Annotated in this window: 20 protein-coding genes and 1 tRNA gene; 14 read left to right on the forward strand and 7 right to left on the reverse strand. The window is 66.2% G+C overall.

Annotated elements, in window-relative coordinates; all coding sequences use genetic code 11:
• Positions 1–28 precede the first annotated feature (28 nt).
• Together D7Y61_RS06145 and D7Y61_RS06150 are read left to right on the forward strand one after the other, a co-directional pair.
• On the forward strand, positions 29–238 hold the full coding sequence (locus D7Y61_RS06145; RefSeq protein ID WP_180865544.1) for a hypothetical protein: 210 nt from the start codon (positions 29–31) through the stop codon (positions 236–238).
• 353 nt (positions 239–591) lie between these two features.
• The gene (locus D7Y61_RS06150) at positions 592–828 is read left to right on the forward strand and encodes a hypothetical protein (RefSeq protein WP_180865565.1); all 237 of its coding nucleotides are present in this window, start codon (positions 592–594) and stop codon (positions 826–828) included.
• A gap of 1 nt (position 829) precedes the next feature.
• Here the strand turns inward: D7Y61_RS06150 and D7Y61_RS06155 are convergent, their stop codons facing one another.
• Together D7Y61_RS06155 and D7Y61_RS06160 are read right to left on the reverse strand one after the other, a co-directional pair.
• Positions 830–1879, reverse strand: a complete 1050-nt coding sequence (locus tag D7Y61_RS06155; protein ID WP_180865545.1) for a 4Fe-4S dicluster domain-containing protein — start codon at positions 1877–1879, stop codon at positions 830–832.
• Positions 1876–2160 carry a hypothetical protein gene (locus D7Y61_RS06160; protein ID WP_180865546.1) on the reverse strand — a complete coding sequence of 95 codons (285 nt, stop codon included), beginning with the start codon at positions 2158–2160 and terminating at the stop codon, positions 1876–1878. Before D7Y61_RS06160 ends, D7Y61_RS06155 begins: the two co-directional genes overlap by 4 nt.
• 179 nt (positions 2161–2339) lie before the next feature.
• Here D7Y61_RS06160 and D7Y61_RS06165 point away from each other — a divergent pair, with 179 nt between their 5' ends.
• Both D7Y61_RS06165 and hemN read left to right on the forward strand, forming a co-directional pair.
• Positions 2340–2780, forward strand: coding sequence for a group III truncated hemoglobin (locus D7Y61_RS06165; protein ID WP_180865547.1), 441 nt, complete (start codon positions 2340–2342; stop codon positions 2778–2780).
• Between the two features lie 44 nt (positions 2781–2824).
• Entirely contained in the window at positions 2825–4234 is a 1410-nt protein-coding gene (gene hemN, locus D7Y61_RS06170) for an oxygen-independent coproporphyrinogen III oxidase (protein WP_180865548.1), read from the forward strand.
• A 15-nt stretch (positions 4235–4249) separates the two neighbouring features.
• Here hemN and D7Y61_RS06175 read toward each other — a convergent pair.
• Positions 4250–4336: transfer RNA gene (locus tag D7Y61_RS06175), tRNA-Leu, on the reverse strand.
• Positions 4337–4467: 131 nt separating this feature from the next.
• On the opposite strand from D7Y61_RS06175, the gene D7Y61_RS06180 reads away from it, so the two are divergent.
• The 4 genes from D7Y61_RS06180 to D7Y61_RS06195 all read left to right on the forward strand — a co-directional run bounded on the left by D7Y61_RS06180 (position 4468) and on the right by D7Y61_RS06195 (position 8557).
• Complete coding sequence (locus D7Y61_RS06180) at positions 4468–4902, forward strand: BLUF domain-containing protein (RefSeq protein WP_180865549.1); 435 nt, start codon at positions 4468–4470, stop codon at positions 4900–4902.
• Positions 4903–5045: 143 nt separating this feature from the next.
• Positions 5046–6332: a nucleotide sugar dehydrogenase gene (locus D7Y61_RS06185; protein ID WP_180865550.1), complete on the forward strand. Its 1287-nt coding sequence runs from the start codon at positions 5046–5048 to the stop codon at positions 6330–6332.
• A gap of 55 nt (positions 6333–6387) precedes the next feature.
• Positions 6388–8010, forward strand: a complete 1623-nt coding sequence (locus D7Y61_RS06190) for an FMN-binding glutamate synthase family protein (RefSeq protein WP_180865551.1) — start codon at positions 6388–6390, stop codon at positions 8008–8010.
• Between the two features lie 85 nt (positions 8011–8095).
• Positions 8096–8557 (forward strand): GNAT family N-acetyltransferase, encoded by a 462-nt coding sequence (locus tag D7Y61_RS06195; RefSeq protein WP_180865552.1) that lies wholly within the window; start codon positions 8096–8098, stop codon positions 8555–8557.
• 97 nt (positions 8558–8654) lie between these two features.
• On the opposite strand, the gene D7Y61_RS06200 is transcribed toward D7Y61_RS06195, so the two are convergent.
• Positions 8655–9902, reverse strand: a complete 1248-nt coding sequence (locus D7Y61_RS06200; protein WP_180865553.1) for a TIGR03862 family flavoprotein — start codon at positions 9900–9902, stop codon at positions 8655–8657.
• The gene (locus tag D7Y61_RS06205; protein ID WP_180865554.1) at positions 9889–10323 is read right to left on the reverse strand and encodes an FKBP-type peptidyl-prolyl cis-trans isomerase; all 435 of its coding nucleotides are present in this window, start codon (positions 10321–10323) and stop codon (positions 9889–9891) included. Before D7Y61_RS06205 ends, D7Y61_RS06200 begins: the two co-directional genes overlap by 14 nt.
• Before the next feature lie 70 nt (positions 10324–10393).
• Here D7Y61_RS06205 and D7Y61_RS06210 point away from each other — a divergent pair, with 70 nt between their 5' ends.
• The 4 genes from D7Y61_RS06210 to D7Y61_RS06225 all read left to right on the forward strand — a co-directional run bounded on the left by D7Y61_RS06210 (position 10394) and on the right by D7Y61_RS06225 (position 13595).
• On the forward strand, positions 10394–10759 hold the full coding sequence (locus tag D7Y61_RS06210) for a DUF6164 family protein (protein ID WP_180865555.1): 366 nt from the start codon (positions 10394–10396) through the stop codon (positions 10757–10759).
• A 284-nt stretch (positions 10760–11043) separates the two neighbouring features.
• Positions 11044–11811, forward strand: a complete 768-nt coding sequence (locus tag D7Y61_RS06215) for a sulfurtransferase (protein ID WP_180865556.1) — start codon at positions 11044–11046, stop codon at positions 11809–11811.
• A 222-nt stretch (positions 11812–12033) separates the two neighbouring features.
• Positions 12034–13029, forward strand: a complete 996-nt coding sequence (locus tag D7Y61_RS06220; RefSeq protein ID WP_043402145.1) for an LLM class flavin-dependent oxidoreductase — start codon at positions 12034–12036, stop codon at positions 13027–13029.
• Positions 13030–13097: 68 nt separating this feature from the next.
• Positions 13098–13595: a pyridoxamine 5'-phosphate oxidase family protein gene (locus D7Y61_RS06225; protein ID WP_180865557.1), complete on the forward strand. Its 498-nt coding sequence runs from the start codon at positions 13098–13100 to the stop codon at positions 13593–13595.
• Positions 13596–13687: 92 nt separating this feature from the next.
• Here D7Y61_RS06225 and D7Y61_RS06230 read toward each other — a convergent pair whose 3' ends face one another.
• Positions 13688–14347 (reverse strand): exopolysaccharide biosynthesis protein, encoded by a 660-nt coding sequence (locus tag D7Y61_RS06230; protein WP_180865558.1) that lies wholly within the window; start codon positions 14345–14347, stop codon positions 13688–13690.
• On the reverse strand, positions 14331–15635 hold the full coding sequence (locus D7Y61_RS06235; RefSeq protein ID WP_180865559.1) for a hemolysin family protein: 1305 nt from the start codon (positions 15633–15635) through the stop codon (positions 14331–14333). The genes D7Y61_RS06230 and D7Y61_RS06235 overlap by 17 nt, the downstream gene beginning before the upstream one ends.
• A gap of 292 nt (positions 15636–15927) precedes the next feature.
• Between D7Y61_RS06235 and D7Y61_RS06240 the strand changes: the two genes are divergently transcribed.
• Positions 15928–16554: a DUF47 domain-containing protein gene (locus tag D7Y61_RS06240; protein WP_004152833.1), complete on the forward strand. Its 627-nt coding sequence runs from the start codon at positions 15928–15930 to the stop codon at positions 16552–16554.
• 13 nt (positions 16555–16567) lie between these two features.
• Positions 16568–17689, forward strand: coding sequence for an inorganic phosphate transporter (locus tag D7Y61_RS06245; RefSeq protein ID WP_099552636.1), 1122 nt, complete (start codon positions 16568–16570; stop codon positions 17687–17689).
• Positions 17690–17937: the final 248 nt, after the last annotated feature.

A 17937-nucleotide genomic window follows, 5' to 3' on the forward strand; every position in this document is an offset into this window, starting at 1 on the left:
ATCAGTCTGGTTAACAGAAGGACCGATCGTGACCGAATTCTGGAGCAAGCGGCAGGTACGCACCCGGCTGGGTTTCCGTACCGACGCCGAGCTGGCGCGTTTCTTTGGCATAAGCCGATCTGCCGTGTCGCAATGGCCTCGGGACTTCCCGATTCCTGCGCTGCGGCAGTACATCCTGCATCAGCGCTATCCGAACCTGTTCCCCGCGACGGAAGCTGCGGAAGAAGAATCCATCTGAATTGCGTCGTCCTTTGTCGCATTTAGCACGCTAAGCGCTATTCGCTAAGTGAGCTTAGCAAAATAGGCAAATTCGATGGATCTGGAGATCCTGGTCAGTGCCGTTTACTGGGAGCGAAGGTCTGAGGTCCCGGTCGCCTGTCGGCTTCACCCCATCCGGGGGACCCGGGTCCCCGTATGTAGTTTCGTGAACGATTAATAATTTCAATCACGAAAGTCGCCGCATGTAATTGACCTGTCGTGAAATCTATGACTAATTGGGGTCAACCGGACGTGAAGCCCGGGAGTCTTTCAGTAGCACGCAAGTGAGTCGGTAGACCGTCAACGATGCAGAACAAGTCCAACGGAGGTCGTATGGAATACGGCATGCATGGCTTGGCTGAACGGGTACGCCGCGAACTGGAAGCCAGCTATCACAAACACGGATGCGGTCCGGCGTTCTGGGATACTTACCAGCAGGTGCTGGACCGTCTGGTCCCGCAGGGGACCGAGCGTACCGAAGTCACCAACGAAATGGCGCTGATCATCGAACAGCTGGGCATCGTCCGACGTGCACAGCTGGTCCCGCCGCACGCCAAAGGGTCGCGTTGATTCAGAGCAGGCGCCAGGCGCCACAGGCGAGCAGCGCCAGCAGCAGAGACAACAGGGCCAGGGTCCGGGGTCGCCACCAGCGCTTCGGTTGCCCAGCCATCGACTGCGGACTGCAGTAACGCACCAGCCCCGGACTGAACCCGGCCCGGTGCTGTTGCTGTGCGCAGGCTTCCAGGCAGGCGCCGCAGGCCAGGCAATCGGCCTGCGGCCCCTGGCGGATGTCCAGTTGCATCGGGCAGACGCTTGCGCACGCGGTGCAATCGATGCAATCACCGAGACGGTTGGCGCTGAAGGAAGGCATCGGACCGGCCAGAAGCGGGTGCGCTGCGCGGAACACGTAGTCCTGGGCGGTGGTGGGGTCGAGCAGGCCACGGCCGCGCTCGAACACGCCGCCCAGCCCGGCGGGACGCGGTCCGCGTGGCTCGCCGCGAGGGGCGTCGTAAAGCATGCGCGGTGTGTGGGGATCGGTCAGCAGCGGCTGCATGCGCGCGAACGGGCACAACGATCGGCAGACCTGCTCGCGCAGGAAGCCGGCGTTGCCCCAGGTGGCGGCGGCATAGAACAGCACCCAGAATGTCTCCCAGCGGCTCCAGCCTGCCTGCGGCAAGGCGGCCAGCAGTTCGGCGATCGGGCTGAACAGACCGACGAAGGTAATGCCTGTCCACAGCGACAGCAGTCCCCACGCCAGCAGCGTGGCGGAGCGCGCGACCGATGCTGGCAGCAGGTGGACCATGCTGCGGGCAATCCAGTCAAAGGCGCGCTGCCACAGCGTCTGCGGGCAGGCGTGTCCGCACCAGACGCGGCCGGCGAGGTGGGTAAGCAGCGCGAGGCTGACGGCCAGCACCGACAGCAGGCCGATCAGCACGCCGACGTCGCTGGGCCATAGCGTCCAGCCGAACAGGTCGAAGCGTCGCGCGTTGATGTCCAGCAGCAGGGCCTGGCGACCGTCCCAGCGCAACCACGGCAATGCATGGAACAGTACCAGCAGGGCGGCGCTGAGCATGCCGCGCCAATGCCAGGGACGCGATGACGTGGTGCAGGTGGTGCTCATCCCAGCGGCAGCTCCTCGTCGTCGCCTGGCATCGGTCGCTGCAGGTACCAGGTGACCGCGCTGGACAGCGCCGTCACCGTCCAGAACATGAAGAAGCCTGCGGTGTAGCCCAGTTCGCGGCTGATCGCTGTTCCCGGGAAACTGATCGCCTGCAGGCGCAGCGGATCGACGAAGGCGAAGAACACCACGCTGGCCACGCCAGCGGCGATGAAGCTGGGCCAGAGGATGGCGCCCCAGTGCTGGATCAGTCGCTGACGGCGGTTGGGAGACGGTCTGTTCATGCTGTCCCGGATCAAAAAGTGGGCGGCGCGTATACTTCGCCCAGGTTGGCGCCGCATCCGCAGGGCATGCTTCCTGCAAGCATGGCAGCCTAGGTGCAGCCGACTGCGCTGACATTGATCTGGATCAACGGCGATGCCGCTCCGCTGCGGCACACTGCCGGCACGCCTTGGGTACCCCGATGAACGCAACACCGCCGCCCGTCCTCCCCGTCGCCTCGCCCGAGCTGTGCACCGAGCAGGAAGTGACGCGCCTGGTCCACGACTTCTACGCCCGCGTGCGCGAAGAGGAGCGTCTGGGGCCAGTGTTCGAGGCGCATGTCCACGACTGGCCGGAGCATCTGGCACAGCTGGTCGACTTCTGGTCGGCAATGCTTCGCGGTACCCGCCGCTTCAAGGGCTCGCCGATGTCCAAGCACATGGCGATCGAACTGGACAAAGACCTGTTCGACCGCTGGCTGGTGCTGTTCCGGATCACCACCGCAGAGTGCAACAATCCGTCCATGCAGGCACTGGCCGACGACGTGGCCGCGCGCATCGGCGATACCTTCTGGAAGCGCTACCAGATGCTGCGCTGGCCGCAGGTCGGCCTGCCGGTCATGGCGATCGCCGCCAAGGATTGATCTGGGTCAAGGCGGCGCCGGCCGCCCGGCGCGATGCTGGGGGCATGGACACGTTCTCTCCCGCTGCTGGCGGTCTGGCCTGGACCTTCGACCCTGACCTGCTGCGCCGCCACGATCGGCCAGGACCGCGTTACACCTCGTATCCGACCGCGCCGCACTTCCACGATGGCTTCGACGCCCCGGCGCTGTGCCGGGCGATCGCCGACAGCAACCAGTTGGCACGCGCGCTGTCGCTGTACGTGCATGTGCCGTTCTGTTCCAGCCCGTGCTTCTACTGCGGCTGCAACCGGGTGATCACCCGTGATCGCGGTCGTGGCCACAGCTATGTGTCGCGTGTGCTGGCCGAGGCCGACCTGCTGGCGCCACAGTTCGAGGACGGCCGTGAGGTGATCCAGCTGCATCTGGGCGGTGGCACGCCAAACTTCCTCGATGCCGAAGCGATGACCACGCTGGTGGAGGGGTTGCGCCGCCGTTTCGATTTCAGCGACTCGCCGCAGCGTGATTTCTCGATCGAGCTCGACCCGCGCTTCATCGATACCCATGACGTAGGCATGCTGGCGCGGCTGGGCTTCAACCGCGCCAGCCTGGGGGTGCAGGATTTCGATCCGCACGTGCAGGAGTCGATCAACCGCGTGCAGGGGGTGCAGCAGACGCTGGACATCCTGCGTGCCTGCCGCGACAGCGGCATGCGTTCGGTGAACGTCGATCTGATCTACGGCCTGCCAGGGCAGAGCCTGGAGGGTTTCGGACGCACCCTGGAACGGGTGCTCGCGCTGCGCCCGGACCGTCTGGCGGTGTACGGCTATGCCCACCTGCCGCATCTGTTCCGCGCACAGAAGCAGATCGACGAGAGCCGGTTGCCCTCGCCGGAAGACAAGCTGGCGCTGCTCGGCCTGGCGGTGGAGAAACTCTCCGCCGCGGGTTACCAGTACATCGGCATGGACCACTTCGCGTTGCCGGAAGAAGATCTTTCACGCGCGCAGCGCGCAGGCCAGCTGCATCGCAACTTCATGGGCTACACCACCCACGCCGATACCGATCTGCTTGGCCTGGGCGTGAGTGCGATCAGCCATATCGGTGCCACCTACAGCCAGAATCCGCGCGATCTGCCGTCGTGGGAGGATGCCGTGGACCAGGGCCAGCTGCCGGTCTGGCGCGGGGTGGCACTGAGTGCCGACGACCAGCTGCGTGCGGAACTGATCCAGCAGTTGATGTGCCAGGGCGAGGTTGATGGTGCGGTGCTGGGCCAGCGCCATGGCGTGGATTTCGAGCACTATTTCGCCGAAGACCTGCGCTCGGTGCAGCGGCTTCAGCAGGACGGCCTGGCCGAGTATCGCGGGGGAGTGGTGCGCGCCACCGAGCCTGGGCGGCCACTGCTGCGGCTGCTGGCGATGTGCTTCGACCCGTACCTGCGTGCCGCACACGAGCAGCCGCGCTACTCGCGTGCGATCTGAAGTGCCTGCGCGCGATGGTGCCCGGAGCCGGAATCGAACCGGCATGGGGTTGCCCCCGGCGGATTTTAAGTCCGATGCGTCTACCAGTTTCGCCATCCGGGCCTGCAGCGCGGCGCCGATTGTAGCCCACCTGCAGCGCGGCGGCCGGATCGCTTCGCGGCAGCGACGTGCTTAACTGTCGATCCCATTCATGTCATAGTCCCAGCCATCGTTCCCAGGGGGGGAGCCACCTGATGTCGCTGCACGCGATTGCCTATGCCAGTGAGGCCCGCGCCGATCTGCAGACAACCGATCTTGATCGCCTGCTGGCCGATGCCACGGCGTTCAATCGTGTGGCCGGGGTCACCGGCGTGCTGATGTTCGACGGCAGCCGCTTCCTGCAGTACCTGGAAGGCCCGGAGGACGGCATCGATTCGGTATTCCAGCGTATCCTCAATGCGCGCAGCCATGGGCAGCTGAAGGTGTTGTGCCGCGCGCCGGTGGTGCAGCGGGCGTTCCCCCGCTGGTCGATGGGGACGCGACGGATCGAAGCGGACCTGCTGGTAGAGATTGTCGACGCGGCATGGCCGGGATTCCTGCTCGGCAGCGGTGGCTTCGAGCGCCTGCTGCAGGCCTGGACCGGTGCCGACGGTGAACTGGAACCGGCTGCGGTCGCGCTGGGGTCCTGAGCCTGCCTTGGCGCTGGGGCGCCGGGGCCGTTAGGCTGTAGCCTTTCTGGTGCGGGTTTCCCCGGAGTGGTACAGCGAATGAGTGGGTGGGCCGAAGCCATTGCAGCGCGCATGCGCATTCTTCCGATGCACGGGATCCGCCGATGAGTGCGCCCGTGGCGGCGGCGGTGACACCGCGTTTCGCAGTGATCGGCCTGGGTTACGTCGGCCTGCCGTTGGCGGTGGCGTTCGGCAGGCACTGGCCGACGCTGGGCTTTGATATCGATGCCGGGCGCATTGCCGAATTGCGCGAGGGCCAGGACCATACGTTGGAAGTGGAGGCCGACGAGCTGGCCAGTGCGCCGCATCTGCACTACGGCAGCGATCCGGGGCTGCTTGACGCCTGCAATGTCTACATCGTTACCGTGCCGACCCCGATCGATGCCTACGAGCAGCCCGACCTGGAGCCATTGCGCTCGGCCAGCCGGCTGATCGCCGGCCACCTGCGTGCGGGCGATCTGGTGATCTACGAGTCCACGGTGTATCCCGGCACCACCGAAGAGGTCTGCGTGCCGCTGCTGGAGCAGGGCTCGGGCCTGCGCTTCAACGAGGATTTCTACTGCGGCTACAGCCCGGAAAGGGTCAGCCCCGGTGACCGTCAGCGGCGCCTGGCCGACATCCGCAAGATCACCTCGGGTTCGACACCCGAAGCTGCAGCGGTGATCGACGGCCTGTACCAGCACATCATCGCGGCCGGTACTTTCCCGGCACCATCGATGCGCGTGGCCGAAGCGGCCAAGGTGGTCGAGAACATCCAGCGCGACGTCAACATCGCGCTGGTCAACGAACTGGCATTGATCTTCGACCGGCTCGGCATCGATACCCAGGATGTGCTGGATGCGGCCGGAAGCAAGTGGAACTTCCTGCCGTTCCGCCCCGGCCTGGTCGGTGGCCACTGCATCGGCGTGGACCCGTACTACCTGCTGCACAAATCCGAGAGCGTGGGCTACCACCCGGACCTGATCCATACCGCACGGCAGGTCAACAACCGCGTCGGCGAGCACGTGGCCGCGCGGGTGCTGGCGATGCTGGCCGAACGTGGCCGTGCACCTGTGCAGTCGCGTGTGCTGGTGCTCGGCGTGACCTTCAAGGAAGACTGCCCGGACCTGCGCAACAGCCGAGCGCTGGAACTGGCGCAGCGCCTGCGTGATGCCGGTGCACAGGTCGAGGTCAGTGACCCCTGGGTCGGCCCGGCGGCATTGGCCGATGCGGGCGTGCATTGGCTGGCCGAACCGGTTCCCGGCGGCTATGACGCCGTGGTGCTGGCGGTGGCTCATGCCCGCTTCAAGTCCATGGATGAAGCCGCCATCCGTGCACTGCTGGCCCCCGGTGGCCTGGTCTACGACGTGAAATCGGCCTGGCCGCGCAACGTGGTTGACGGTCGCCTGTAAGCCCGCGCGGCGGGCAGCGCGGTAGACTCGGGAACAGTTGCAACCGAGGAAAGCCATGCACCGGTATATCGTCTACCTGCTCGCCATCCTGATGTTCCCGATATGCCTGTGGCTGGCCACGATATGGCCGGCCTGGTATTGGGGCGTCGGCCTGACTGCCGCGATGGTGGCGCTGGGGACCTGGGATCTTCTGCAGAAGCGCAGCACGCTGCGGCGCAATTATCCGGTGATGGCGCACTTCCGCTATGGGTTGGAATCGATCGGCCCCGAGATCCGGCAGTACTTCGTGCAGAGCGATCTGGAGGACGTGCCGTTCTCGCGTCAGCAGCGCGCGTTGATCTACCAGCGTTCCAAGAACGAGATGGACACGGTGCCGTTCGGCACCCTGCGCAGCACCTATGCGGTGGATTACGAGTGGATCAACCATTCGCTGGCACCGACCACCATTGCCAGGCACGATTTCCGCGTGCTGATCGGCCCCAGCTGCGCCAAGCCTTATTCGGCCAGTGTGTTCAACATCTCGGCGATGAGCTTCGGTTCGCTGTCGGCCAATGCGATCCGGGCGCTGAACGATGGTGCACGTCAGGGCGGCTTCTATCACGATACCGGCGAAGGTTCGATCTCGCCCTATCACCGCGAGATGGGCGGTGATCTGGTGTGGGAGATCGGATCGGGCTACTTCGGTTGTCGTGACGAGAAGGGCGCCTTCAGCGAGGAGCGCTTCGTTGCCAACGCGACCCACGACCAGGTCAAGATGATCGAGATCAAGCTGTCGCAGGGCGCCAAGCCGGGGCATGGTGGTGTGCTGCCGGCGCCGAAGGTGACCGCAGAGATTTCGGTGACGCGTGGCGTGCCGATGGGTGTGGACTGCGTGTCGCCGTCGCGTCACTCGGCATTCTCGACGCCGGTCGAACTGCTGCAGTTCGTGGCCCGCCTGCGCGAGTTGTCCGGCGGCAAGCCAGTCGGTTTCAAACTGGCCATCGGCCACCCGTGGGAGTGGTTCGGCATCGCCAAGGCGATGCACGAAACCGGCCTGCTGCCGGACTTCATCGTGGTAGACGGTGCCGAAGGGGGCACCGGCGCGGCGCCAGCGGAGTTCGTCGACCATGTCGGTGTGCCGATGCACGAAGCGCTGCTGCTGGTGCACAACACCCTGGTGGGCCTGGACCTGCGCGAGCGCATCCGCATTGGTGCGGCCGGCAAGATCACCAGTGCGTTCGACATCGCGCGGACCATCGCACTGGGGGCCGACTGGTGCAATGCCGGTCGTGGCTTCATGTTCGCGTTGGGTTGCATCCAGTCATTGAGTTGCCACACCGACAAGTGCCCGACCGGCATCGCCACCCAGAACCCGGCGCGCTGGAAGCACCTGGATGCACCGGACAAGGCAACCCGTGTGTACAGCTACCACGAGCACACCCTGCATGCGCTGAAGGAACTGTTGTGTGCCGCGGGCCTGAATGATCCGGCTGAACTTGGGCCGGAACACATCCTGCGCCGTGTTTCGCCGGTGGAGATCCGTTCGCTGGCCTCGCTGTACCGCTACCTGGAACCGGGCGAGCTGCTGCACAAGGTGCCCGACCATGCGGTGTTCCATGCGTTCTGGGCCGATGCGCGCAGCGATTCCTTCCAGCCGCCGCCGAAGATCCAGGCACTGCGCGCCAGCAAGTCGCGGTAGCGTCTCTGTAGAGTCGAGCCATGCTCGACTGCTTTTGTGGAACGAAGAACAGCCGGGCATGGGCTCGGCTCTACAAGGAGATACCATGCGATTCAGAACTGGCACCATGGATGACGTGGCCATGTTGTGGGCGCTGCGCACGCGATGCGTGCGTGAGACCTGCAGCAGCCACTACCCACCCGAGATCATCGCGCCGTGGTCGGCCTCGCCGCCGCCCGCGCAGTACGCGCGGCTGCTGGGGCAGGGCGGTTGCGTGGTGGCCGAGGACGGCAAGGGTGCCCTGCTTGGTTTCGGGGTGTTCGATGCCGATGCCAATGAAGTCGACGCGTTGTTCGTTGATCCCGATCGTGGCGGCCAGGGCATCGGCCAGGCGCTGATGCAGCGGTTGCTGGCAATGGCCGATCGTGAGCGTGAGGTGGTCCTGTCGGCCTCGCTCAATGCCGTGTCGTTCTATCAGCGGCAGGGGTTCATCAGCGTGAGCGAAAAGGCCTACCCACATCCCAGCGGCGTGGCGCTGGCGTCGGTGAGCATGCGCCGGCCGTGGTGATGTAGCTCGACGGCTTTTGTAGCGTCGAGCCATGCTCGACTGCTTCATCGATTGAATCAAAAGCAGTCGAGCATGGCTCGACTCTACAAGGCAGGCGTCACCGCTCCGCCAGCCACCCGATCACGCCTTCCGCAGCACGCAGGCCGCTGGCGTAGCACGCGGTCAGCAGATAGCCACCGGTCGGCGCCTCCCAGTCCAGCATCTCGCCGGCGCAGAACACGCCGGGCATCGCCCGCAGCATCAGGCCATCATCCATCGCATCCAGGCGCACCCCACCTGCGGTGCTGATCACTTCGGCCACCGGTCGCGGGCGCAGCAGGCGCAGCGGCAGGCGCTTGAGCGTGGCAGCCACGGCCGGCAGATCGTTGCCGGCCTCCTTGCCAAGAATCTCGAACACCAGTGCGGCCTTCACCGCATCCAGGCCCGCCTGGCGGCGAAGGTGCTCGCCGAAGCTGCGGCCCTTGCGCGGGCGCGACAGGTCGGCCAGCAGGCGCGCTTCGTCACGGCCCGGCACCAGGTCCAGCCACAGCATGGCGTGGCCGTCGCGGTTGATGGTTTCGCGCAGGTCGGCGGCCAATGCGTAGATCAGGCTGCCTTCAATGCCGTACTCACTGGCCACGCACTCGCCCTGCAAGGACTGCGGTTGTCCAGCCAGGTCGATCCAGTGAGCAACCACCGGCTTCAACGGTGCACCGGCATTGCGCTGAGCGAAGAACGGGGTCCAGTCCACGTCGAAGCCGCAGTTGGCTGACTGCAGTGGCGCGATGTCCACGCCACGCGCCTGCAGGGGCGCAACCCAGGCGCCATCGCTGCCCAGCTGCGGCCAGCTGCCGCCACCCATCGCCAGCACGGTGGCGTCGGTGCGGGCCTCGATTTCGCCCGCTTCGGTGGCAAAGCACAGGGCGCCATCGTCGCACCAGCCGATCCAGCGATGGTTGGCATGCAGGCGCACACCCTGTTCCTTCAGCCGGCGCACCCAGCCGCGCAGCAGCGGCGCGGCCTTGCGATCGACCGGGAACACTCGGCCAGAGCTGCCCACGTAGGTCTCCACGCCGAAGCCGGCGGCCCAGTCGCGCAGTGACTGCGCGTCGAAGCCATCCAGCCAACGGCCTACCACGGCAGCCTGCTCGCGGTAGCGGCTGTCGAACAACGGCCGCGGATCGGAATGGGTGAGGTTGAGCCCGCCCTTGCCGGCGATCAGGAACTTGCGACCGGGTGACCCCTTGGCTTCGTACAAGTCGACCTCCAGCCCAGCGGCGCGCAGGCGCTCGGCGGCGAACAGGCCGGCCGGGCCGCCGCCGATGACGGCGACCCGCTGGGGCAGTGCGGTGTTACGGCTTGACATCGAGCAGCTCGACGTCGAACACCAGCGACGAGCCGGCCGGGATGGGGCCGACGCGGCGGTCGCCGTAGCCGTAGTCCGGCGGGATCATCAGGGTGCGCTTGCCGCCGACCTTCATGCCGGCCACGCCCTCATCCCAGCCGCGGATGACCTGGCCGGCGCCCAGCGCGAAGGTGAACGGTTCGCCACGGCTGACCGAGCTGTCGAAGGTCTTGCCGTGCTTGGTTTCGGTGCGGTTGTCGTAGATCCAGCCGGTGTAGTGCACGGTCACCTCGCTTCCGGAGACAGCTTCGGCGCCGGTGCCGGGTACGGTGTCGATGCGCTCGAAGGCGGTCAGGGTGCCGCCCGGCGGTGGGCCCGAGGGCTCGGTGGAACAGCCAACGGCGGCGAGGGACAGCAGCAGGGGGAGCAGCAGGCGGCGCATCGGGCGTCTCCGGAAGGGCGCAGGGCGAGGGCGGCAAGGGTAGCGCATCGGCGCCGGGTATCATGGTGGCATGGCAAAACTCCTGCTCAATCTGCGCAATGTCGGCGACGACGAATATGCCGATGTCTGCACGCTGCTCGACCAGCACGGCATCGCCTGGTATCGCACCGAACCCAGCCCCTGGGGCATTTCCAATGGTGGCCTGTGGCTGCGCGAGGACGCTGATCATCCGCGCGCGAAGGCATTGATGGCCGACTATCAGGCCGAACGCGGCCCGCGCATCCGCGCCGAGCGCGAGCAGGCGTTGCGCGAGGGGACGGCGGAGACCTTCGGCAGCCTGTTCCGGCGCCGGCCGGTGTATGTGGTGCTGGTGCTGCTGGCGATGGCCGGTGCGGCGGCGCTGGTGCTGCTGCCGTTCGTGCTGTTGCGGGGATAAGGGGTTTCGGCCGGGTTGCACCCGGCACCCGCCGATGCCAGGGCAACTACAACAGCAACAGCAGGCAATCCGTGGTGGGCAGGGAGGTGCGGGCAGGCGGGACACGCCGTAAACCCGTCCATGGGGGCTCGATGGCGCCATCCATGGCGCCAACGGTCCCGCCTGCCCACACCGCTACGCCTCTGACAGATTCCGGGTGCCTGCCGGGGTCGGATCCCTCTGCTGCGCAGAGGGCTCTGACCCCTGAATCTGTCCGTGCGGGCGGGAGGCGCTAAAATGGCGGGATGATCGCCAATACCGCTGCCTACCATTTCGCCGTCATCGACGCCCCTCAGGCCCTGTGCGACCAGCTGCTGGCGCGTGCCGGGGCGGCGCAGCTGCGCGGCACGATCCTGGTGGCGGGCGAGGGGTTGAACCTGTTCCTGGCCGGTGCGCCGGAGGCGGTCGAAAGTTTCTATGCGGCGCTGCATGCCGATGCGCGTTTTGCTGATATGCGGGTCAAGACCAGCCTGAGCGAGCATCAGCCGTTCGCGCGGCTGAAGGCCAAGGTGAAGGACGAGATCATCAGCTTCCGCCGCGATGACGGCCAGCCGCTGGACTATCCGCGTGCGCCGGCGGTCGATCCGGCCACGGTGCAGCGGTGGCTGCGCCAGGGGCATGACGACGCCGGCAAGCCGGTGGTGATGCTCGACACGCGCAACCTGCAGGAAGTGGAGTACGGCACCTTCAAGGACGCGCTGGTGCTGCCCATCCACAAGTTCACTGACCTGCCGGAGGCGTTGGCGCCGCATCGCGAGGCGCTGAAGGACAGCACCGTGGTCAGTTTCTGCACCGGCGGCATCCGCTGCGAGAAGGCCGCGCTGTGGATGGTCAACGACGGCATGGACAATGTGCTGCAGCTCGACGGCGGCATCCTCGGTTACTTCGAGGAGGTGGGCGGCGAAGGCTACGAAGGCCGCTGCTTCGTGTTCGACGAGCGCGTAGCGCTGGATGCCGAGCTGAAGCCAATGGTCGACCAGCCGCTGCCGGAGCCGCGCCCCAGCGCGTTCTGACGCTTCCTTGGTAGAGCCGGCGGCTGGTCGGCTGCGAAGCGATCTACCTGTATGCCGGCCAGCGGCCGGCACTACCAATCGCGCTTGGCGCGGATCAGGGCACCCCGGATCGGTCCGGCGGGCCCTGAACCCGTCCCACGGGAATCAGCATCCCGCCACCGTCACTGGCCGCCGCGCCCGGCCGACCCCATGCATGGGGGATCCTGTGACGGAAAACCGCTGATGATCCCGTTGTCGATCCTTGACCTGGCCCCGGTCTGCGAGGGCAGTGACACCACCGCTGCCTTCGCCAACATGCTGGAACTGGCCCAGCACGCCGATGCGTTGGGCTACCGCCGCTACTGGCTGGCCGAACACCACAACATGCCAGGCATCGCCAGTGCGGCCACCGCCGTGCTGATCGGCCATGTGGCCGGGGGCACGAAGCGCATCCGCGTCGGTGCCGGCGGCATCATGCTGCCCAACCATGCGCCGCTGCAGGTGGCCGAGCAGTTCGGCACGCTGGCCTCGCTGTACCCGGACCGCATCGACCTCGGCCTGGGCCGTGCGCCGGGCACCGATCAGCCGACCGCGCGCGCACTGCGCCGCTATTTCGACAGCGCCGACCAGTTCCCGCAGGACGTACGCGAGTTGCTGCACTACTTCGAGCCGGTACAGCCCGGGCAGGCGGTGCAGGCCGTTCCCGGTGGCGGCCTGCGGGTGCCGACCTGGATCCTCGGTTCCAGCCTGTTCGGGGCGCGCATGGCCGCCTCGATGGGCCTGCCGTATGCATTCGCCTCGCACTTCGCGCCCGACGTGATGGACGAAGCCCTTGCGGTGTACCGCCGCGAGTTCCGCCCATCGGCCACGCTGAAGCAGCCACATGCGATGTTGGCGTTGAACGTTGTCGCCAGCGACAGCGAGGCCGAATCTCGGCGCCTGTTCACCAGCCAGCAGCAGAGTTTCGTGAACCTGCGTCGCGGTCGGCCAGGCAAGATTCCGGCACCCATCGACGACATCGAGTCCTTCTGGGAGCCGCATGAAAAGCTGGGCGTGGAGCGGGCATTGGCCTGCACCGTGCTGGGGGATCCGCAGCAGGTGGCCGAGGGCATCGCCGCCTTCGTCGAACGGCACAAGCCCGACGAACTGATGCTCACCGCCAACCTGTATGACCACCGCGCGCGCCTGCGCTCGTTCGAACTGGCGATGCAGGCCTGGCACGCCCGCCACGCGGGCTGAACAATTGCGTCACGGCCCATTGCGGCCGAACCGCGTCTGATGGGGGCTCATATCGAAGGAGCCCCCACATGGCCGACACCCGCGTCGAACACATTGCCCAACTGGCAGAACTGATCAAGGACGTGGAGGTGGCCATGTTCACCACCACCGGCGTCGACGGGCGACTCTACAGCCGGCCGCTGGCCACCCAGCAGGTCGCCTTCGACGGTGACCTGTGGTTCGTGATCACCGCCGACAGCCCGAAGGTGGCCGAGATCGCGCTCGATCCGCGGGTCAACGTGGCCTACGCTTCCCCTTCGAAGAACACCTATGTGTCGGTGGCGGGGCGCGCACGCGTGGTTGATGATCGCGAGAAGGTCGAGGATCTGTGGTCACCAGCGATGAAGCTGTTCTTTCCCGGGGGCAAGGATGACCTCAACCTACGCCTGATCCATGTGCGCGCAGACAGTGCCGAATACTGGGATGGCCCGGGCACGCTGCTGGGCAAGGCGCTGAGCTTCGTGCTGTCGGCGGTGCAGGACGAGCCGGCGGCGTTGGCCGACAACGGCTTCATCGACCTTCGGTGATGGCCGATGTCCGGTATTGGGAGTGCCGGCCGCTGGCCGGCAGTCCCGGAAACGTGGCAGCCGGCCGGCGGCCGCCTCTCCCGGATGCTGGTTCAGAACCAGCGCTGGAACAGATCGACGGTATAGCCCACCAGCTGCCCCGAACTGAAACCGAAGAAGGCGATGGCCGCCAGCGCCGCGATCCAGTTGAACAGCATCAGCGCGCCATCGCGCTCCAGCAATGCCAGCGAGAACAGCAGCAGCTGGAAACCGAACAGGAAGTTGGTGAACGGAATCGGGAGCGACAGCAGCGCGCCCAGCAGCACCAGCAGCAGGCCGGTGAAGGCATGTGCCGGCAGCGGTGTCAGCAGCTGCGGCAGGCGCGGCTTCAGCATCTTGTCCAGGCGCCGCAGCGGGCGATCGATGCGGTCCAGGAAACGGTGCATGGTGCTGCGCTTCGGTCCGCGTCGGGCAATGAAGCCGGGTAGCCACGGCCGACGCAGGCAGCACAGCATCTGCAGGCCGATCAGGATCACCAGCGGGCCGCTGACCGCGCCGCCCATGCCCGGAATCGGAATGAACGAGGGCAGGATCGCCACGAACAGGAACACGCCGAACGCGCCCTGTTGCAGGTTGCACAGGATCTGGCCGAGCGGCATGTGCTCGGCCGGGTCGCCGGAGGCGAACATCTCCAGCAGGGTCCGGATGCCCTCGTTACGGTAGGCCGGGCGCTCGGCGCCCGGACCCTGGCCGGCTTCAGGCGGTGAGCTCATCGGCGTGCTCGTCGGACAACGTACGCAGCAGCAGCTTGTCCACCCGCGCACCATCCAGGTCGACCACCTCGAAGCGCCAGCCGGCCCAGTCGAAGTACTCGCCCGCGTGCGGGATGCGGCCGAAGTAGTGGATGCACATGCCGGCCAGCGTGTAGTAGTCACCATCCTCGGCATCGGGCAGATCGTTGCTGCCGATCAGCTCGCGCAGGTCCTCGATCGGCAGCGAGCCGTCCACCAGCAGCGAGCCGTCCTCGCGGGTCACCACCAGCGCATCTTCGTCGGCATTTTCCACTGCCTGCAGGCGGCCGACCACGGCGCCCATCAGGTCGCTGATGGTCACCAGGCCCTGGATCTCGCCATACTCGTCCACCACCAGCGCCATCGACTGCTGTTCCTCGCGGAAGATCTCCAGCAGCTTCATCGCGTGGGTCGATTCGGAGACGTACAGCGGTTCGCGCAGGGTCTGGAACAGCGCGTTGTCGCCACGCGCCATGCGTGTGGCCAGCGATTTCAGTTCCAGCACGCCGACCACGTCCATGTCATTGTCGCGCAGCACCGGGTAGCGCGAGAACTCGTGCTCGGCCATGATTTCCAGGTTGCGCTCCAGCCCAGCCTGGGTATCCAGCCAGGCGATGCGGTTGCGCGGGGTCATCAGGCTGTCGGCGGTGCGGTCGCCCAGGCGCATGACGCGGTTCATCATGTCGCGCTCGTGGGCGTCGATCACACCGGCCTCGTGGCTCTCGGCCACCAGCATGCGGATCTCTTCTTCAGTCACCGAGGCGACTTCATCCTTGCCCAGGCCGAACAGGCGCAGCACCAGCTGGGTGGTCTTGGACAGCAGCCAGACGAAGGGCAGGGCCAACCTGGCCAGCCAGCTCATCGGCATGGCGACCAGGCCGGCAATGGCCTCGGAGCGGGTCAGGGCCAGGCGCTTGGGAACCAGTTCGCCGAAGATCAGCGTGATGAAGGTGATCAGCGAGACCGCCAGGGCGGTGCCTACCTCGCGCGCGTACGCAAAGCCGGGCATCAGGCCCTGCAGCCAGCCGGCGATCGCGTCGCCGATCGCATCACCACCGAGGTAGCCGGTCAGCACGCCGATCACGGTGATGCCGATCTGCACGGTGGACAGGAAGCTCTCCGGCTTCTCCGACAGCTCCAGCGCCTTGGCGGCACGCTTGGAGGTGGCGGCCATCTGCTTCAGGCGGCTCTTGCGCGAGGTCATGACCGACATCTCGGACATGGCGAAGAAGCCGTTCAGCAGAACAAGCGCGAAGACAATCAGGATCATTTCAAACACGGGCGTCGTCCCCGGTTGGTGGCAGGGAGGGCGGGTGCTTGCGATGGCGGCTGGCGCTCAGGAACAGGGTCCGGCGCGGCGCAGGGGGGTAAGGGTCGTCGTCCATAGGGTGCGCCCGAAGGCGCGCTGGCATCTTAGCAAAGGGGCGTGGCAGGGTGGCAACTGCCTGTTCAGGTTGGGGGTTCCACGTCCTTGAAAGGGGGCAGGGATACCCGAGATGGTCATCTAGCCGTCATAATTCCGTCTGGTGCCGTCCTTCCCGCGACGGCTGACAGGTTTCTCAATGTTCTCTCTGCAGACCATTTTCGGTTCCGGCAAACAGTTCTACACCCTGCTCGATGAGGCCGCCGTCGCGGCGTCCGACGCCGCCAAGGCGCTGCATTCCATGCTGCGCGAGGCAGACCGCCAGCCGGCGCTGGACGCCTTCAAGCTGGCCCGCCTGCGCGAACGCGCGGCCTCGGACAAGATCAGCCAGGCGCTGGTGGACAGCTTCATGACCCCGATCGAGCGCGAAGACATCGAAGCGCTGGGTTCGGCCCTGTACAAGATTCCGAAGCAGATCGAGAAGTTCGCCGATCGCTATTCGCTGGCAACGACCCACCTGGAGCACATCGACTTCGCGCCGCGCGCGGCGATGCTGGAACAGGCCGCCGGTGTGGTCGTGGAAATGGTGGCCGACCTGCGCCACATGAACCTGGACCGGATGACCGCGCTGAACGAGAAGCTGCGTTCGCTGGAAAACGAAGCCGACCGCCTGATGCTGGAGCTGTACCGCGACATCTATTCCGGTCGCCTGGACAACCTGCAGATGTTCCTGTTGAAGGAATTCTTCGAGATCCTGGAAAAGGCCATCGACCGTTGCCGCGAGGCCGGCGTGGTGGCGTACCAGATCGTGTTGAAGAACAGCTGACGGACGCCGCCGCATGTTGACCCTTGTCCTGGTGGTGATCCTGGCCGCGCTCGTCTTCGAGTTCATCAACGGCTTCCACGACACCGCCAATTCCATTGCCACCGTGGTGGCGACCAAGGTGCTCTCGCCCGGCTGGGCGGTGATGCTGGCCGCCTTCATGAACCTCATCGGCGCGCTGACCGGTACCGCGGTGGCGCTGACCATCGCCTCGGGCCTGCTCAACACCAACGTGGTCGATGTCACCCCGCAGGTGATCCTGTGCGCGCTGCTGGGCGGCATCATCTGGAACCTGATCACCTGGTGGAAGGGCCTGCCGTCCTCGTCCTCGCACGCACTGATCGGCGGCCTCTGCGGCGCCGGCCTGGCCGCGGCCCACAACAACTGGGATGCGCTGATCTGGTCCGAACGCCTGGGCAGCTGGGCGCAGAACAAGGGCCTGCTGTGGAAGGTCTTCGTGCCGATGATCACCTCGCCGATCGCTGGTTTCCTGCTGGGCATCGTGGTGATGGTGCTGCTGTGGGGCCTGATCGCCGGCCTGGCCAAGATCGGTGGCGCCATCGGTCGCCTGGCCCGCCCGCGCATCGTCAATGCGTTCTTCGGCAAGGCCCAGATCGCCTCGGCGGCCTACATGGGCTTCGCCCACGGTCACAACGACGCGCAGAAGACCATGGGCATCATCGCCATGACCCTGATCGGCGCCGAAGCCACCGGCGCGCTGGATGACCTGCCGTCCTGGCTGGCCTTCATGCACCCGGACGCGCACGCCGGTGACGGTATCGCGATGTGGATCGTGCTGACCTGTGCGGTGGTGATGGCCGCCGGCACCGCCTCGGGCGGCTGGAAGATCATCAAGACCCTGGGCCACAAGATGGTCAAGCTGCACCCGATCCACGGCTTTGCCGCGGAGACCAGCTCGGCCACCATCCTGACCCTGGCCGCCCACTTCGGCATGCCGGTCTCGACCACGCACAGCATCTCCACCGCGATCATGGGCGTCGGCTTCGCCAAGAACCCGCGCTCGCTGAAGTTCGGCGTGATCGAACGCATCGTCTGGGCCTGGATCCTGACCATCCCGGCGGCAGGCGGCTGTGCGTACCTGATCCTGAAGCTGTTCGAGCTGTTCGGCTGGACCTGATCGCCACGCCAAGGTGCACACGAAAAAGCCCGCCGGATACCGGCGGGCTTTTTTCATGGGCAGAGAATTCTTCCGCACACATCGTGTCGACCAAGGTCGACACCCACCAAAGCAGCAGGAAGTCGACACCCACCAACAGCAGCAGGAACCTGTCAGCGGCGGGGTGGGGTGGGTATGCAGGACCGTTGGCGCCATGGATGGCGCCATCGAGCCCCCATGGACGGGTTTACGGCGTGTCCTGCATACCC

The sequence above is a fragment of the Stenotrophomonas maltophilia genome (assembly GCF_013464485.1).
Taxonomy (GTDB): Bacteria; Pseudomonadota; Gammaproteobacteria; order Xanthomonadales; family Xanthomonadaceae; genus Stenotrophomonas; species Stenotrophomonas maltophilia_AW.

Excerpts from the sequence above, each read along its gene's own strand:
- D7Y61_RS06235 (WP_180865559.1), bottom strand. The coding sequence starts at position 15,635 with ATGATCCTGATTGTCTTCGCGCTTGTTCTGCTGAACGGCTTCTTCGCC.
- D7Y61_RS06210 (WP_180865555.1), top strand. The coding sequence starts at position 10,394 with ATGGCAAAACTCCTGCTCAATCTGCGCAATGTCGGCGACGACGAATAT.
- D7Y61_RS06200 (WP_180865553.1), bottom strand. The coding sequence starts at position 9,902 with ATGTCAAGCCGTAACACCGCACTGCCCCAGCGGGTCGCCGTCATCGGC.
- D7Y61_RS06230 (WP_180865558.1), bottom strand. The coding sequence starts at position 14,347 with ATGAGCTCACCGCCTGAAGCCGGCCAGGGTCCGGGCGCCGAGCGCCCG.
- D7Y61_RS06160 (WP_180865546.1), bottom strand. The coding sequence starts at position 2,160 with ATGAACAGACCGTCTCCCAACCGCCGTCAGCGACTGATCCAGCACTGG.
- D7Y61_RS06225 (WP_180865557.1), top strand. The coding sequence starts at position 13,098 with ATGGCCGACACCCGCGTCGAACACATTGCCCAACTGGCAGAACTGATC.
- D7Y61_RS06150 (WP_180865565.1), top strand. The coding sequence starts at position 592 with ATGGAATACGGCATGCATGGCTTGGCTGAACGGGTACGCCGCGAACTG.
- D7Y61_RS06215 (WP_180865556.1), top strand. The coding sequence starts at position 11,044 with ATGATCGCCAATACCGCTGCCTACCATTTCGCCGTCATCGACGCCCCT.
- D7Y61_RS06185 (WP_180865550.1), top strand. The coding sequence starts at position 5,046 with ATGAGTGCGCCCGTGGCGGCGGCGGTGACACCGCGTTTCGCAGTGATC.
- D7Y61_RS06205 (WP_180865554.1), bottom strand. The coding sequence starts at position 10,323 with ATGCGCCGCCTGCTGCTCCCCCTGCTGCTGTCCCTCGCCGCCGTTGGC.
- D7Y61_RS06155 (WP_180865545.1), bottom strand. The coding sequence starts at position 1,879 with ATGAGCACCACCTGCACCACGTCATCGCGTCCCTGGCATTGGCGCGGC.
- D7Y61_RS06190 (WP_180865551.1), top strand. The coding sequence starts at position 6,388 with ATGCACCGGTATATCGTCTACCTGCTCGCCATCCTGATGTTCCCGATA.
- D7Y61_RS06165 (WP_180865547.1), top strand. The coding sequence starts at position 2,340 with ATGAACGCAACACCGCCGCCCGTCCTCCCCGTCGCCTCGCCCGAGCTG.
- hemN (WP_180865548.1), top strand. The coding sequence starts at position 2,825 with ATGGACACGTTCTCTCCCGCTGCTGGCGGTCTGGCCTGGACCTTCGAC.
- D7Y61_RS06240 (WP_004152833.1), top strand. The coding sequence starts at position 15,928 with ATGTTCTCTCTGCAGACCATTTTCGGTTCCGGCAAACAGTTCTACACC.
- D7Y61_RS06220 (WP_043402145.1), top strand. The coding sequence starts at position 12,034 with ATGATCCCGTTGTCGATCCTTGACCTGGCCCCGGTCTGCGAGGGCAGT.
- D7Y61_RS06180 (WP_180865549.1), top strand. The coding sequence starts at position 4,468 with ATGTCGCTGCACGCGATTGCCTATGCCAGTGAGGCCCGCGCCGATCTG.
- D7Y61_RS06245 (WP_099552636.1), top strand. The coding sequence starts at position 16,568 with ATGTTGACCCTTGTCCTGGTGGTGATCCTGGCCGCGCTCGTCTTCGAG.
- D7Y61_RS06195 (WP_180865552.1), top strand. The coding sequence starts at position 8,096 with ATGCGATTCAGAACTGGCACCATGGATGACGTGGCCATGTTGTGGGCG.